This window comes from Pseudoponticoccus marisrubri, assembly GCF_001482405.1.
Taxonomy (GTDB): Bacteria; Pseudomonadota; Alphaproteobacteria; order Rhodobacterales; family Rhodobacteraceae; genus Pseudoponticoccus; species Pseudoponticoccus marisrubri.
Genome location: NZ_LPXO01000008.1, coordinates 141,911 through 155,104, shown reverse-complemented (window position 1 = coordinate 155,104; position 13,194 = coordinate 141,911). Strand labels below are relative to the sequence as shown.

The 13,194-nt window shown below is 70.7% G+C and carries 12 protein-coding genes; 5 read left to right on the top strand and 7 right to left on the bottom strand.

Translation table 11 applies throughout. The features are described 5' to 3' along the window. Nucleotides 1–116 precede the first annotated feature (116 nt). From AVJ23_RS14215 to tsaD, 3 genes are read right to left on the bottom strand one after another with little or no spacing between them, the layout of a single operon-like run. A complete protein-coding gene (locus tag AVJ23_RS14215; RefSeq protein WP_058862864.1) occupies nt 117–542 on the bottom strand; it encodes an EVE domain-containing protein in 426 nt (141 codons plus the stop codon). A 17-nt stretch (nt 543–559) separates the two neighbouring features. Next, nucleotides 560–1,525, bottom strand: a complete 966-nt coding sequence (locus tag AVJ23_RS14210) for an NAD(P)H-dependent glycerol-3-phosphate dehydrogenase (RefSeq protein WP_058862863.1) — start codon at nt 1,523–1,525, stop codon at nt 560–562. Next, nucleotides 1,522–2,601, bottom strand: a complete 1,080-nt coding sequence (tsaD, locus tag AVJ23_RS14205; RefSeq protein WP_058862862.1) for a tRNA (adenosine(37)-N6)-threonylcarbamoyltransferase complex transferase subunit TsaD — start codon at nt 2,599–2,601, stop codon at nt 1,522–1,524. Before tsaD ends, AVJ23_RS14210 begins: the two co-directional genes overlap by 4 nt. Nucleotides 2,602–2,674: 73 nt before the next feature. Here tsaD and AVJ23_RS14200 point away from each other — a divergent pair, with 73 nt between their 5' ends. The 4 genes from AVJ23_RS14200 (at nt 2,675) to AVJ23_RS14185 (ending at nt 8,298) form a co-directional block, all read left to right on the top strand. Next, a complete protein-coding gene (locus AVJ23_RS14200; protein ID WP_058862861.1) occupies nt 2,675–3,394 on the top strand; it encodes a uroporphyrinogen-III synthase in 720 nt (239 codons plus the stop codon). Nucleotides 3,395–3,443: 49 nt separating this feature from the next. Continuing rightward, nucleotides 3,444–5,180: a COG4223 family protein gene (locus AVJ23_RS14195; RefSeq protein WP_157772679.1), complete on the top strand. Its 1,737-nt coding sequence runs from the start codon at nt 3,444–3,446 to the stop codon at nt 5,178–5,180. A gap of 12 nt (nt 5,181–5,192) precedes the next feature. Then, nucleotides 5,193–6,731, top strand: coding sequence for a heme biosynthesis protein HemY (locus AVJ23_RS14190; protein ID WP_058862859.1), 1,539 nt, complete (start codon nt 5,193–5,195; stop codon nt 6,729–6,731). Nucleotides 6,732–6,900: 169 nt separating this feature from the next. Beyond that, nucleotides 6,901–8,298, top strand: a complete 1,398-nt coding sequence (locus AVJ23_RS14185) for a phosphomannomutase (RefSeq protein ID WP_058862901.1) — start codon at nt 6,901–6,903, stop codon at nt 8,296–8,298. Nucleotides 8,299–8,316: 18 nt separating this feature from the next. On the opposite strand, the gene kdsA is transcribed toward AVJ23_RS14185, so the two are convergent. From kdsA to AVJ23_RS14170, 3 genes are read right to left on the bottom strand one after another with little or no spacing between them, the layout of a single operon-like run. Further along, complete coding sequence (kdsA, locus tag AVJ23_RS14180) at nt 8,317–9,165, bottom strand: 3-deoxy-8-phosphooctulonate synthase (protein ID WP_058862858.1); 849 nt, start codon at nt 9,163–9,165, stop codon at nt 8,317–8,319. After that, on the bottom strand, nt 9,162–9,947 hold the full coding sequence (locus tag AVJ23_RS14175) for a 3-deoxy-manno-octulosonate cytidylyltransferase family protein (protein ID WP_058862857.1): 786 nt from the start codon (nt 9,945–9,947) through the stop codon (nt 9,162–9,164). The genes kdsA and AVJ23_RS14175 overlap by 4 nt, the downstream gene beginning before the upstream one ends. Further along, nucleotides 9,944–10,897 (bottom strand): KpsF/GutQ family sugar-phosphate isomerase, encoded by a 954-nt coding sequence (locus AVJ23_RS14170; protein ID WP_058862856.1) that lies wholly within the window; start codon nt 10,895–10,897, stop codon nt 9,944–9,946. The genes AVJ23_RS14175 and AVJ23_RS14170 overlap by 4 nt, the downstream gene beginning before the upstream one ends. A 239-nt stretch (nt 10,898–11,136) precedes the next feature. Between AVJ23_RS14170 and AVJ23_RS14165 the strand changes: the two genes are divergently transcribed. Next, a complete protein-coding gene (locus AVJ23_RS14165) occupies nt 11,137–12,201 on the top strand; it encodes a Hint domain-containing protein (protein ID WP_058862855.1) in 1,065 nt (354 codons plus the stop codon). 15 nt (nt 12,202–12,216) lie between these two features. On the opposite strand, the gene AVJ23_RS14160 is transcribed toward AVJ23_RS14165, so the two are convergent. Beyond that, entirely contained in the window at nt 12,217–13,125 is a 909-nt protein-coding gene (locus tag AVJ23_RS14160; RefSeq protein WP_276203215.1) for a DMT family transporter, read from the bottom strand. Nucleotides 13,126–13,194: the final 69 nt, after the last annotated feature.

The window sequence follows — 13,194 nt, the reverse complement described above, 5'->3', positions numbered from 1 at the left end:
ATGAGACGCTTGCTGCACGATCATGACGCTTTGGTAACGATTCGACGACACTCAAAGTCTTGTGATTTCAAACGTCGACAATACGACCACCTGCGGCACCACCGGAATTCCTGCACTCAGGCGTCGGGGTCGATCCCGGCCATTTTGCACACCGCGCGCCATTCCGCGTCGGTCACCGGCTGCGCAGAGAGGCGCGAGTTGCGGACCAGCACCATCTCGGACAGGCGCGGATCGGCCTTGATCGCGTCCAGCGTCACGGGGGTTCGCGCCGCCTGCAGCGCCCGGATGTCCACGCAGTCCCATCGCGGGTCGTCGGTGGTGCTGTCGGGATGGCTCTCGGCGCAGATCTCGACCGTGCCGACCACGGCCTTCTCCTTCTGCGAGTGGTAGAAGAAGCCGCGATCGCCGAGCGTCATCTCGCGCATGAAGTTGCGCGCCTGGTAGTTGCGCACGCCGTCCCATTCCTCTCCGGCCGCGCCTTTCGCCTGCTGATCCTGCCAGGACCAGGTCGAGGGTTCGGATTTGAAGAGCCAGTATCGCATGTGGGATCTCCCGTGGATCAGAGCGGGTCTTCCTGCCGCAGCGGGCGGGCGAGGAGGGATTCGAGCGCCTGGGGCACGGTCAGTTCGCCCATGGTCACCCGGGCGACCGCGGCGCAGACCGGCATGGGCAGGTCGCGCCGCTCGGCCAGCTGCGCCACGGCGCGCGCGGTGGCGGCGCCCTCGACCGTGACGGCGGGGTCGAAGCTCTCGCCCCGCCCCAGCGCCAGGCCGTAGCGGTAGTTGCGCGACAGCTCGGAGCCGCAGGTCAGCGCAAGATCGCCCAGGCCCGACAGGCCGGCCAGTGTCTCGGGGCGCCCGCCCAGCTCGGCCGCAAGGCGGGTCATCTCGGCAAAGCCCCGGGTCATGACGGCGGCACGCGCGCTGTCGCCCAGCCCGGCGCCGATCGCGGCGCCGCAGGCGATGGCGATGACGTTCTTGAGCGCGCCGCCCAGTTCGGCCCCGGTGGAGTCGGTGCTGCGGTAGAGCCGCAGGGACTGGGTCGACAGGGCGTGCTGCAGGGCCTCGCCCCGCGCGGCATCGGCACAGGCCAGCGTCAGCGCGGTGGGCAGGCCGCGCGCGATATCGGCGGCAAAGCTGGGGCCGGTCAGCACGGCGGGCACCGCCTCGGGGCAGCGGGTCGCGATCACCTTGGACGGGCCGGTCAGGCTGGCCAGGTCCAGCCCCTTGCAGCAGGCGACCAGCGCCTTGCCCCGGGTCTCTGGCAGCGCCGCCAGCAGGCCTGACAGCGCCTGCATCGGCACGGCCAGCAGCAGCGTGTCCTGTGCGGCGGCGCGGGCGAGATCGGGCTCGACCGTGATGACGTCGGGCAGCGGAATGTCGGGCAGGCGCGGGGCTCGGCGCGTCTGGGCCATCTGCCGGCAGGCCTCGGCGTCGCGCGCCCAGAGTGTCACGGGTCCCGATCCGGCCAGCGCGATGGCCAGTGCGGTGCCGAAGGCGCCACCGCCGAGGATCGCGACGCTCATGCCTTGGCGCCCTTCTTGCCCGACCCGATCAGCGGCGCGGCGCCCGCGTCCAGCGGCCAGCGCGGACGGGCCGAGAGCGTCATGTCATGGTGCAGCCCGGCCTCCAGCAGCGCGCCGCCGGCATAGGCGATCATCGCCGCGTTGTCGGTACACAGCTTCAGCGGCGGCGCACAGAAGCGCAGCCCGCGCGCCGTGCAGAGCCCGGTCAGCGCGCCGCGCAGCACGCCGTTCGCGGCGACCCCGCCGGCAATGGCCAGCGCCGGGGCGGCCGGGGCGTCGGCCAGGTAGAGATCGATGGCCCGCGCGGTCTTTTCCACCAGAACGTCGCGCACCGCCGCCTGGAACCCGGCGCAGAGATCGGCACGGTCCTGCCGCTTTAGCCCGCCCTGTTCGGAGATCAGCGCATCGCGCTGGCGCAAGAGCGCGGTCTTCAGCCCCGAGAAGGACAGGTCGCAGCCCGGCCGGTCCAGTAGCGGGCGGGGAAAGCGGAAGCGGTCCGGGTCGCCGTCGCGGGCGGCATCCTCGACCGAGGGGCCGCCGGGCTGGGACAGGCCCAGCAGGCGCGCGGTCTTGTCGAAGGCCTCGCCCGGGGCGTCGTCGATCGTGCCGCCGAGCCGCGCGAAGTCCTGCGGCCCGCGCACGATCAGGAACTGGCAATGCCCGCCCGAGACCAGCAGCATCAGGTAGGGAAAGGGCAGATCTTCGGTCAGCCGCGGGGTCAGCGCGTGCCCGGCCAGGTGATTCACGCCCACCAGCGGCACGCCCAGCCCGGTGGCCAGCCCCTTGGCCAGCATCACCCCCGACAGCACGCCGCCGATCAGGCCCGGCCCGGCGGTCACGGCAATGGCGTCCACCGCCTCCAGTGTCACACCGGCCTCGGCCAGCGCGGCCTCCACGCAGACATCCAGCGTCTCGGCATGGGCGCGGGCGGCGATCTCGGGGACGACACCGCCGAACTGCGCGTGCAGCGCGTTCTGCCCCCGCACGACCGAGGACAGGATCTGCGTGCCGCGCAGCAGCGCCGCGGCGCTGTCGTCGCAACTGCTCTCCAGCCCGAGGATGAGGGGAGGGGTCATGCCGGGGTCCCGTTGCCTTGATGGACACATACAGCTACCACCGGCGCCCAAGGCCCACAATCCCGGAGACGCCATGGCGGCCCCCGTCCTGCTGATGACCCGGCCCGAGCCGGCCGCGCGCGAGGTGATCGCGGCGCTGCGGGCGCGGGGGCTGGACTTCCGGGCCGTGATCTCGCCGCTGATCGGCATCGCGGTGACCGGTCCGCTGCCCGACACGGCCGGGCTGCGCGGGCTGGTGATCACCTCGGCCAATGGCGTGCGGGCCTGGTGCGCGCTGGGCGGGCCGCGCGACCTGCCGGTCTTCGCGGTGGGCGACGCCACGGCGCGCACGGCGCGCGAGGCCGGCATGGTGGCGGACAGCGCGGGCGGTGATGCCGCGGCGCTGGTGGCCCGGCTGAGCGCGCAGCGCCCGGCGGCACCGCTCTGCCATCTGCGCGGGCGCCATGCGCGGGGCGACGTGGCCGCAAGGCTGAGCGCGGCCGGGATCGAGACGCGCGAGGCGGTGATCTACGACCAGCCCGAACAGCCTCTGAGCGCCGAGGCGCGCGCCGCGCTGGACGGCGACAGCCCGGTCGTGGCGCCGCTCTACTCGCCGCGCACGGCCACGCTCATGGCGCAAATGCTGGCTGCCAGGCCGCCGAAAGCGCCGCTTTGTGTCGCGGCGATGAGCGAAACGGTGGCCAAGCCGCTTGCCGCGCTGCATAACCGGTCATTGAGGATTGCCGCACGCCCCGACTCGGACGCCATGCTGGACGCCGTGGCGGGCTTGCTCGCGGATGGGTGTGCGCACTAGGGTGTCCGGGGTTATCGCCTTGGGATGACGCAGGGAAGGGTTGCAGGACGTGGCAAAGTCGAGAAAGCACAGGACCGGCGGATCGGGGACCGACCGGGAGAAGGACAGCCTGACCGGCGCGGACCAGACCGCGCCCGGCGATACCGGGGACAGCCTGGCCGCGGGCCCGTCCGATTCCGACAGCCTGGCCGCCGGTGCCGACACGGCCGCTGGTGCCGACACGCTTGCGGGGGATGACGCGATCCCGGCAGGGCAGGACGACAGCGCCGATACTGATGCGCCTGTGGAGAGCAGTGCCGAGGATAGCGTGACCGTGTCCGAGGCGTCCGACACGCTGCCCTCCGATGCCTACGACACCGTGCCCTATGGCGCCGACACGCTGACCGCCGGGGCACCGGATGAGGACACGGTCGCGACCACGGATGACGACACGCTGACGGGCGAGAGCTCCGACGCCGATACGCTGACCGGCGCGACCACGGGCGACGATACGCACGATGCCCCCGCGGGCGACACGCTCTCGGCCGCGATGGACGCGGACACGACCGGGGGCGCGGGGCTCGACGGGCCGGATGTCGCCGCGACCGAGCAGAAGGACACGCTGGCCGGTACCGCCGCCGCGCCCGAGCCGCAGGTGATCCGCGAGACCACGGTCGAGCGCAAGGGCGGTTTCGTCCCGATGGTGCTGGGCGGTGTCGTGGCCGCCGGGCTGGGCTTCGGCGCCTCGCAATACATGGCGGGCGCATGGCCCTTCGCGGCGCAGGGCGCCCCGGATCCCTTCCGCGAGGACGTGCAGACCGCGCTGCGCCAACAGGGCGAGCGCATCGACGGGCTGGCCGCCGACCTTGCCACCACGCGCGAGACGCTGGCCGGGATCGACCTTGGCGCGCTCAACAGCAGCGTGGCGGGGCTGGAGGACAGCATCGAGGAGATCCGTGGCGCGCTGACGGCCACCGATGACGGCATCGCCGCCTTCGACAGCCGGTTGACCGCGATCGAGAAACAGCCGCTGGCCGACGCGCTGTCGCCCGAGGCGATCGCCGCCTACGAGCGCGAGCTGGAAGAGCTGCGTGCCGAGATCTCGGACCAGCAGGAGGCGCTGAACGCCACGGTGACCGCCGAGGCGGTGAGCGCGATCCAGTCCGATCTGGCCGCGCTGAACGACGCGCTGGGCAACCTTGTGCCCACCGAGGCGCTGGCCGCGCTGCGCGAGCGGGTCGAGGCGCAGGAGGCCCGGATCGAGGAGGTCGCCGCCGAGGCGGAGCAGGTGCGCGAGAGCGCCGAGGCGCAGGTCGACATGGCCGCCAAGCTGGCCGCGGTGGCCGCGCTGAGCGCCGCCGTGCGCTCGGGCGAGCCCTTTGCCCAGCCGCTGGCCGAGCTGCAGGCCTATGACGTGGCCGTGCCCGAGGTGCTGGCCGCCAATGCCGAAAGCGGCGTGCCGACGCAGACCCTTCTGGCCGAAAGCTACCCGGACGCCGCCCGCGCCGCGCTGCGCACCGCGCGCGAGACCGCCCCCGACGAGGGCGGGACGAGCATGGCCGCCTTCCTGCAGAACCAGCTGGGCGCGCGCTCGGTCACCCCGCGCGAGGGGGACGACCCGGACGCCATCCTGTCACGCGCCGAGGCGGCCGTGCAGGGCGGCGAATTCCAGGCCGCGCTCGACGAGATCGCCGCCCTGCCCGATGCCGCGCGGGCCGAACTGGACGGCTGGGTCGAACAGGCCCGGCTGCGGCTTGACGCGGTGCAGGCGGCCGATGGCCTGAGCCAGAATTTGAACCAGCAGTAAGGGTCACGAAACATGCTTTGGTCACTCATCAAGATCGTTGTGTTCGTCGCGTTGATCGCGGCGCTGACCCTCGGGGCCGGCTACCTGCTGGAAAGCGAAGGCGGTCTGATGATCACCGTCGCCGGCATGGAATACTCGCTGGGCCCGCTGCAATCGGTGATCGCCGCGATCGTCGTCGTCGGGCTGGTCTGGCTGTTCCTCAAGCTGGTCTCGCTGACCGTCGCGCTGCTGCGCTTCATCAACGGGGACGAGACCGCGCTGACGCGTTATTTCGACCGCAACCGCGAGCGCAAGGGCTATGAGGCGCTTTACCAGGGCCTGATGGCGCTGGCCTCGGGCGAGGGGCGCCTTGCCATCGCCAAGGCCCAGAAGGCCGAGAAATACCTGCACAAGCCCGAGCTGACCGAGCTGGTCACCGCGCAGGCGGCCGAGATGATGGGCGATCACAAGAAGGCCGAGGAGGTCTACAAGAAGCTGCTCAAGCGGGACGAGACGCGCTTTGTCGGTATCCGCGGGTTGATGAAGCAGAAGCTGGATGCCGGCGACACCGACACCGCGTTGCAACTGGCCGAGCGCGCCTTTGTCATCAAGCCGCGCCACGGCGAGGTGCAGGACACGCTCTTGCGCCTGCAGGCCGAGGGGCGCGACTTCAAGGGCGCGCGCAAGACGCTGGCGGCCAAGCTCAAGCATGGCAACCTGCCGCGCGACATCTATCGCCGCCGCGACGCGGTGCTGGCCCTGTCCGAGGCCATCGCCATCAAGAACGAAAGCGACAGCGCCAAGGCGGCCGAGGCGGCGATCGAGGCCAACCGGACCTCGCCCGACCTGATCCCGGCCGCCGCCATGGCCGCGCGCGGCTTCATCGAGCAGGGCCGCAAGCGCAACGCGGTGCGGGTGCTCAAGAAGGCATGGGAGACCCATCCCCATCCCGATCTCGCCGCCGCCTTTGCCGAGATCGAGCCGAACGAGACCCCGGCCGAGCGGCTCAAGCGCTTCCTGCAGCTGACCCGGATCAACCCCGGCCACCGCGAGACCAAGCTGCTGAATGCCGAGCTGCACCTTGCCGCCGAGGATTTCCCCGGGGCGCGGCGCGCGCTGGGCGACCTGCCGGAAAGCGATCCCGACGCGCGGGTGTTGGCCATCATGGCCGCGGTCGAGAAGGGCGAGGGCGCGCCCGAGCAGGTGGTGCGCGGCTGGCTGGCCAAGGCGCTCACCGCGCCGCGCGGCCCACAATGGGTCTGCGACAACTGCAACACGATTCATGCCGAGTGGCAGCCGATCTGTTCGAACTGCTCGGCCTTCGATACGCTGGACTGGCGCAAGCCGCCGCAATCCGAGGTGGTGCTGCCGGCGGGTGCCGACATGCTGCCGCTGATCGTGGGCGCGATCGAGGACCAGTCGAAGGGCAACGACGCACCCGCCGAGGCGCCGGGCGCAGATGCCGGCGCGGAGACACCCGAGGACACAAGGCGCGACGTGCCCGATGCCGAGATTGTCCCGCCCGAGGATGGCACGGCCGAGGACGACAAGGCCCGGCAGGCGCAGACCTGATCGCCGGCCGCTCCGTCATGGTAGCCGAATGCAGGGCCCGCCCGACCGGCGGGCCCTTCGCATGTCCGGGCCCGCGCGGTGCTGGACAATCCGCACCCCACCCGGCAAACCCGTGCGCGACAGCGCCCGGATGTCACCGGCGCGCGGCCCGACTCGCATGGAGGACATGATGGCACCGAAATTCGGAACGAGCGGCCTGCGCGGCCTTGTGACCGAGCTGACCGAGGCGCTGGTGCAGGATTACGTGACCGCGTTCCTCGCCACCTGCCCGCATGGCGGCGCGCTGCATGTGGGCCGGGACCTGCGCCCCTCCTCGCCGCAGATCGCGGGCTGGGTCATGCAAGCGGCGCGCGCGGCCGGTGTCGACGTGGTCGATTGCGGCGTGGTGCCCACCCCGGCGCTGGCCCTGTCCTCGATTGCCGAGGGACATGGCGCCGTGATGGTCACCGGCAGCCACATTCCTGCCGACCGCAACGGGCTGAAATTCTACGTGCCCACGGGCGAGATCTCGAAGCAGGACGAGCAGCGCATCGGCGGCGGGCTGGGCCAGGCCCCGGCCACTGCTACGCCCGGCACCCTGCGCGAGACCGACGCGCTGTCGGGGTACCGCGCGCGCTATGTCGATACCTATGGCGCGTCCGCGCTGAAGGGGCTGCGCATCGGCATCTACCAGCACAGCTCGGTCGCGCGGGACGTGATGGTCGAGGTGGTCGAGGCGTTGGGCGGGCAGGCCGTGGCACTGGCCCGGTCCGAAAGCTTCATCCCCGTCGATACCGAGGCGCTGGACCCGGAGACGCGCCAGATGCTGGCTGGCTGGTGCGCCGAGCACGGGCTGGACGCGGTGATCTCGACCGATGGCGATGCCGACCGGCCCATGGTGGCCGATGCCACGGGGCGGGTCGTGCCGGGCGACGTGCTGGGCGCGCTGACCGCCCGGGCGCTGGGCGCGGATGTGATCTGCACGCCGGTGTCCTCCAACACGATGATCGCCGAGATGCCGGACTTCACCCGCATCGACCGCACGCGCATCGGCTCGCCCTTCGTGATCGCGGCGATGGAAGCCGTGCTGGCCGAGGATGCGGGCGCCCGCGTCGTGGGCTACGAGGCCAATGGCGGCTTCCTGCTGGGCTTTGCTGCCGAAGGCCCGGCGGGCAGGCTGTCACCGCTTCTGACCCGCGACTGTTTGCTGCCGATCCTCGCGCCGCTGGCCGCGGCCGCGCAGGCGGGGCAGAGCCTGACCGAGCTGGTCGCCGGTCTGCCGCCGCGCTTCACCGCTGCCGACCGGATTGCCGGCATCCCGACCGAGGTCTCCAAGGCGTTCATCGCCGAGATGTCCGTTGATGCCGCCGCGCGCGCCGCCTTCTTTGCCGAAAGCGGTGCCGAAGCCGCGCTGGACGAGACCGACGGGCTGCGCGTCACCTTCCTGTCGGGCGAGGTGGTGCATCTGCGCCCCTCGGGCAACGCGCCCGAGTTCCGCTGCTATGCCGAGGCGGGCGAGGCCCGCACGGCCGAGGCGCTGGTGTCGACCTACCTGGCCAAGCTGCAGGACCGGCTGGGCGCGGCCTGACGCGGCAGGCCGTCGACGTCAGGCGAAGAGCGCATCCAGCGCGTCGGCGCGGCCCTTGGTCAGGTCGTCGATGGCGCGCAACCCGTGCAGCAGGTGGCCCAGCGCCTGCACGGGCACCATGTTGGGCCCGTCGCTGGGCGCGGTGTCGGGCGCTTCATGCGTCTCGATGAACACGGCCGAGCAGCCCACGGCGACCGCCGCCCGCGCCAGAGGTTCCACGAATTCGCGTTGCCCGCCGCTGGAGCTGCCCTGTCCGCCGGGCAACTGCACCGAATGGGTGGCGTCGAACACCACCGGGTAGCCGGTGCGCCCCATGATCGGCAGGGACCGCATGTCGCTGACCAGCATGTTGTAGCCGAAGCTCGCCCCGCGTTCGCAGAGCAGGATCCGTTCGTTCCCGGTGCTGGCGATCTTGGCGGCCACGTTCTCCATGTCCCAGGGCGCGAGGAACTGGCCCTTCTTGACGTTGATCGCGGCGCCCGTCTGTCCCGCGGCAAGCAAAAGGTCGGTCTGGCGCGACAGGAAGGCCGGGATCTGCAGGATGTCCACCACCTCGGCCACCGGCGCGCAATGCTCGGGCGCGTGCACATCGGTCAGCACCGGCACGTCGAACTCCTTGCGGATCGTGGCGAGGATGCGCAGTCCCTCCTCCATGCCCAGCCCGCGCTGGCCCGACAGGGACGAGCGGTTGGCCTTGTCGTAGCTGGCCTTGAAGACCCACTTTGTCCCGGTGGCCTCGGCCGCCGCGGCGATCTGCTCGGCCAGCATGCGCGCATGGTCGAGGCTTTCCAGCTGGCAGGGCCCGGCGATCAGCGCAAAGGGCCGGTCGGCGGCAAGGGTGATGTCGCGGATCTGCACCTCGGTCATGCGATGCCCTCCTGTTTCAGAACGTTTTCGATCCGGGCCACGTCGGCCGGGTTGTTCAACTCCCAGAACACGCGGCCCTGCGCCTCGACCGGGACGCAGGTGACCGGCGTGCCGTTTTCGAGAAAGCGCAGCTGTTCCAGCCCCTCGGCGCGTTCCAGCGGGCCCTCGTCCCAGCCCATGTAATCGGCCAGCGCGGCGGGGCGATAGGCATAGACGCCCACGTGATGCCAGACCTCGGGCGGTGCGCTCAGGCTGCCGACGAAGGGCAGCACCTCTTTCGAGAAATAGAGCGCGGTGCCGTCGCGGCGCATCACCGCCGTGGTGCCGCCGACGCGGCCTGCCTGCCGGTCGGTGACGAAATTGGTCAGCGTCTGGACATCGCAGCGCAGCACCGGCGTGGCCATCTGCACCGCGGGGTCGCGCATCGCCTCGATCAGCGCGGTCACGAACCACGGTGGAGTGAGCGGCGCGTCGCCCTGCAGGTTGACCACCGTATCGGGCACCCGATCCAGCTGGGCCACGCCCTCGGCGCAGCGTTCGGTCCCGTTGCGCGCGGTGTCGGAGGTCATCAGGACATCGGCCCCGAAACCGCGGGCGGCCTCGGCGATGCGGTCGTCATCGGTCAGCACGTAGACCGCGTCGGCCCCGGCCTGTTGCGCCGCCTCCCAGCTGCGCTGGATCAACGTCTTGCGCGTCCCATCTGCACCGGCCAGTTCCACCAGCGGCTTGCCGGGATAGCGGGTCGAGGCGTAACGGGCGGGGATGAAGATGACCGCGCTCATGCCACACCGGCGCGCAGCGCGTCGTGGATATGCAGCAGCCCGACCAGCCTGTGGCGGTCCTCGACCACCAGAAGAACGGTGCGTTTGCTCATGTTCATCACTCCAAGGGCCTCGGTCAGCAGGGTGTCGGGGCGGGTGACCATCGGCGTGCGCGTGGCGACCTCGCCCGCCTTGCGCGCCATCAGCCCGTCCATGTTGCGGCGCAAATCGCCATCGGTGATGATGCCGGTCAGGGTCTCGCCCTGCACCATGGCCGCCACGCCAAAGCCCTTCTGGCTCATCACCAGCAGCACCTCGGACATGGGCGTCTCGGCCCGGACCAGCGGCAGTTCGTCGCCGCGATGCATCACCGCGCGCACCTGCAACAGCTGTGCCCCCAGCGTGCCGCCGGGGTGGAAGGCGGCGAAATGGCTCCTGTCGAAGCCGCGATGCTGCATCATCGCTACTGCCAGCGCGTCGCCCAACGCCATGGCCATGGTGGTCGAGGTGGTCGGCGCCATGCCGATAGCGCAGGCCTCGGGCGCGTCGGGCAGAGTCAGCACGTGCTGCGCGGCGCGGCCCAGCGTGCTGTCGGGCCGCTTGGTCATGGCGATGAGCGGGATGGCGAAGCGTGCGCAATGGCCGATCATGTCGGACAGCTCGCGCGTCTCTCCCGAATTCGAGATCAGGATCACCGCGTCGGCCCGCGTGATCATGCCCAGGTCGCCATGGCTGGCCTCGCCCGGATGCACGCCCTGCGCAGGCGTCCCGGTCGAGGCGAAGGTCGCGGCGATCTTGTTGGCCACGTGGCCCGACTTGCCCATGCCCGAGACGATCACCCGCCCGCCGACACCCAGCAGCGTTGCCACGGCGGCATCGAACCCCGCGGGCAGCTCGCGTTCCAGCCGGCCCAGCGCCTCGGCTTCGATGCGCAGCACGCTGCGGGCAATGTCGGAAGGGGTGTCGGCCATGTCACGCTCGATAGTCTTTGCCCGTCTCTAGCCGGTCGCAGGGTCAGTGTCCAATCTTGCCGCGAAGGCCCTGCCCGCCTTGGATCGGCGGAAAATGGCGAAAACTCGTGTCCTGTGCGCAACAGGTCGAATTGTTGTTGCAGCAACGGGAACATGCGAAAGTATAGGAAGGCTTCTCAGGTCTGCGCCGGTCCGTTAACTTTTGGGTAATAAAAAGACATACAGGCAGGCAAGCAGGCATGGGAACGGGCTATAGGGGCACGTTCGTCATCTCCTGGTCACAGACGGAAATAGACGGCTTTCAGGCCGCACCTCCGTCCTCGCTCACCGTCGGGGCCGCATGGTCATGGCGGGGTGAGCCGGTGCGGGTCGACGGTCCTTCGTCGATCCTGCAACTCGACCAGTCGGATGGGGAAACGAATATCCGCAAGCGTGCGGCGCGCATGGTGCGTCGCTTGGTCGGCGCCGCGATCGAGGAGAAGACCCGCCTCGAGGATGTCGAGATCGACCACCCGCTGGCCGATTGCAGCTTTGTCGTCACCGACGGCACGCAGAGCTACACGGTTACCCTGATCGAGGTGGGCACAGGCGCGCCGCCACTGCTGATGTTCCTTGACGAGATGCCGCCGCGCGAACGCGACCTCTGGGTCGTGCATCATGCGCTGGACCCGTGGCGGCGCAGCGACCCGGTGGAACAGGCCTCGGGCGTGATCTGCTTCACCCCCGGCACCCGCATCCTGACTGCGACCGGCGAGGTTCCGATCGAGGCGCTGCGCGAGGGGGACCTCGTCCAGACCAAGGATAACGGCCTGCAGGAGGTGTGCTGGACCGGTAGCCGCCGGATGACCGGCGCGCGGCTTTTCGCCATGCCCAAGCTGCGGCCGATCCGCATCCGCGCGGGCGCTTTCGGCATCGGCGAGCCGGGCGAGGAGATCATCGTCTCTCCCGAGCACCGGATGCTGCTGAAAGGCGTGGTGGCCCGCGCCCTGTTCAACACCCCCGAGGTGCTGGTCGCGGCGCGCGATCTGGTCAACGGGCGCTCGGTCACGCTGGACACGCAGTCGCGCGAGGTCACCTATCACCACCTGCTGCTGCCGCGGCACGAGGTCCTGTTTGCCAACGGGCTGGAAACCGAGAGCTTTCATCCCGCCAATACCGCGCCCTCGGCGCTGGATGATGCGGACCGCGCGCGGCTGGCCCGGCTCATGCCGCAGATCTTCGAGAACCCGCATATCTACGGCAGCTACGCCCGCCGCAACCTGTCGTCGTCCGAGGCCGCGATCCTGCTGCACGAGGCCGCCTAAGCGGTCCTGTGCGGCCTACACCCCGCCGGCGACCTGTCGGCCGCGCCACAGGATGAAGAGGCCGGACAGGACGATCATGCCGGAGCCGAGCGCCATGGCAAGGGTCAGCTCCTCGCCGAAGATCGCGATCCCCAGTGCGGTGCCGAACAGCAGGCGCGTGTAGCGGAACGGGGTCACGGCCGCGACCGCGCCGGTGCGCATGGCCTTCATCAGGCTGCCATAGGCGGCCACGCCGGCGAGGACGGCGAGGCCCAGGCAGGCCGCCGCCACGGGGCCGGGGCGCTGGAAGGCCGCGCTCTCCCAAAGGGCAACGATCACACCCGCGACAAGCACGGCGAGGAAGCCATATGTGCCAAGCACATGGGTGCCGAGCGAGACCGGGGCGGCGCGGCTGGCCAGGTCCCGCCCGGCAAAGCCGATCATGCCGATCAGCGCCAGGATCGAGAGGGGCGAGAAGCTCTCCGTGCCCGGCTGCAGGATCACGATCACGCCCGCCAGCCCGACAAGAATCGCGCCCCACCGCCGCCAGCCGACCCGCTCGCCGAAGACCAGCGCGGCGCCGGCGACCACAACCAGCGGTGTCGCCTGCAGGATCACCGTGGCCGCCGAGAGCGGGGTCAGAACGATGGCCAGCGCGTAGAACAGCCGGCCCGCCACCTCGAACAGGGCGCGAACCCGCATCGGGCGCGAGAGGACATCGGGGCTGTAGAGCGCCTGTCCGCTCAATCGGGCCAAGGCGGCAAACACGATCGCGCCGCCGCCACCGAAGACCATCAGGATCTGCCCCACCGGCAGCGTGTCCGAGGCCCCCTTGATCAGCGCGTCCTCGACGGCAAAGGCCGCCATGGCGCCGATCATCCAGAGGCTGCCGGCAAGGTTGGCGCGAAGGTCCTCGGCCGTCTCGGGGGTGGCGCGGCTGGTCACGCCGCTGCTCCGCGCCCCGGGGCACGGCCCGGCACCGCGGGCTGACACAAACCCGGCCCTGCGATCCGC

What these genes read in the sequence shown, in the direction of transcription:
- kdsA (WP_058862858.1), bottom strand. Translation starts at nt 9,165, where the DNA reads ATGACCGAGGTGCAGATCCGCGACATCACCCTTGCCGCCGACCGGCCC.
- tsaD (WP_058862862.1), bottom strand. Translation starts at nt 2,601, where the DNA reads ATGACCCCTCCCCTCATCCTCGGGCTGGAGAGCAGTTGCGACGACAGC.
- AVJ23_RS14175 (WP_058862857.1), bottom strand. Translation starts at nt 9,947, where the DNA reads ATGAGCGCGGTCATCTTCATCCCCGCCCGTTACGCCTCGACCCGCTAT.
- AVJ23_RS14165 (WP_058862855.1), top strand. Translation starts at nt 11,137, where the DNA reads ATGGGAACGGGCTATAGGGGCACGTTCGTCATCTCCTGGTCACAGACG.
- AVJ23_RS14190 (WP_058862859.1), top strand. Translation starts at nt 5,193, where the DNA reads ATGCTTTGGTCACTCATCAAGATCGTTGTGTTCGTCGCGTTGATCGCG.
- AVJ23_RS14215 (WP_058862864.1), bottom strand. Translation starts at nt 542, where the DNA reads ATGCGATACTGGCTCTTCAAATCCGAACCCTCGACCTGGTCCTGGCAG.
- AVJ23_RS14210 (WP_058862863.1), bottom strand. Translation starts at nt 1,525, where the DNA reads ATGAGCGTCGCGATCCTCGGCGGTGGCGCCTTCGGCACCGCACTGGCC.
- AVJ23_RS14200 (WP_058862861.1), top strand. Translation starts at nt 2,675, where the DNA reads ATGGCGGCCCCCGTCCTGCTGATGACCCGGCCCGAGCCGGCCGCGCGC.
- AVJ23_RS14170 (WP_058862856.1), bottom strand. Translation starts at nt 10,897, where the DNA reads ATGGCCGACACCCCTTCCGACATTGCCCGCAGCGTGCTGCGCATCGAA.
- AVJ23_RS14185 (WP_058862901.1), top strand. Translation starts at nt 6,901, where the DNA reads ATGGCACCGAAATTCGGAACGAGCGGCCTGCGCGGCCTTGTGACCGAG.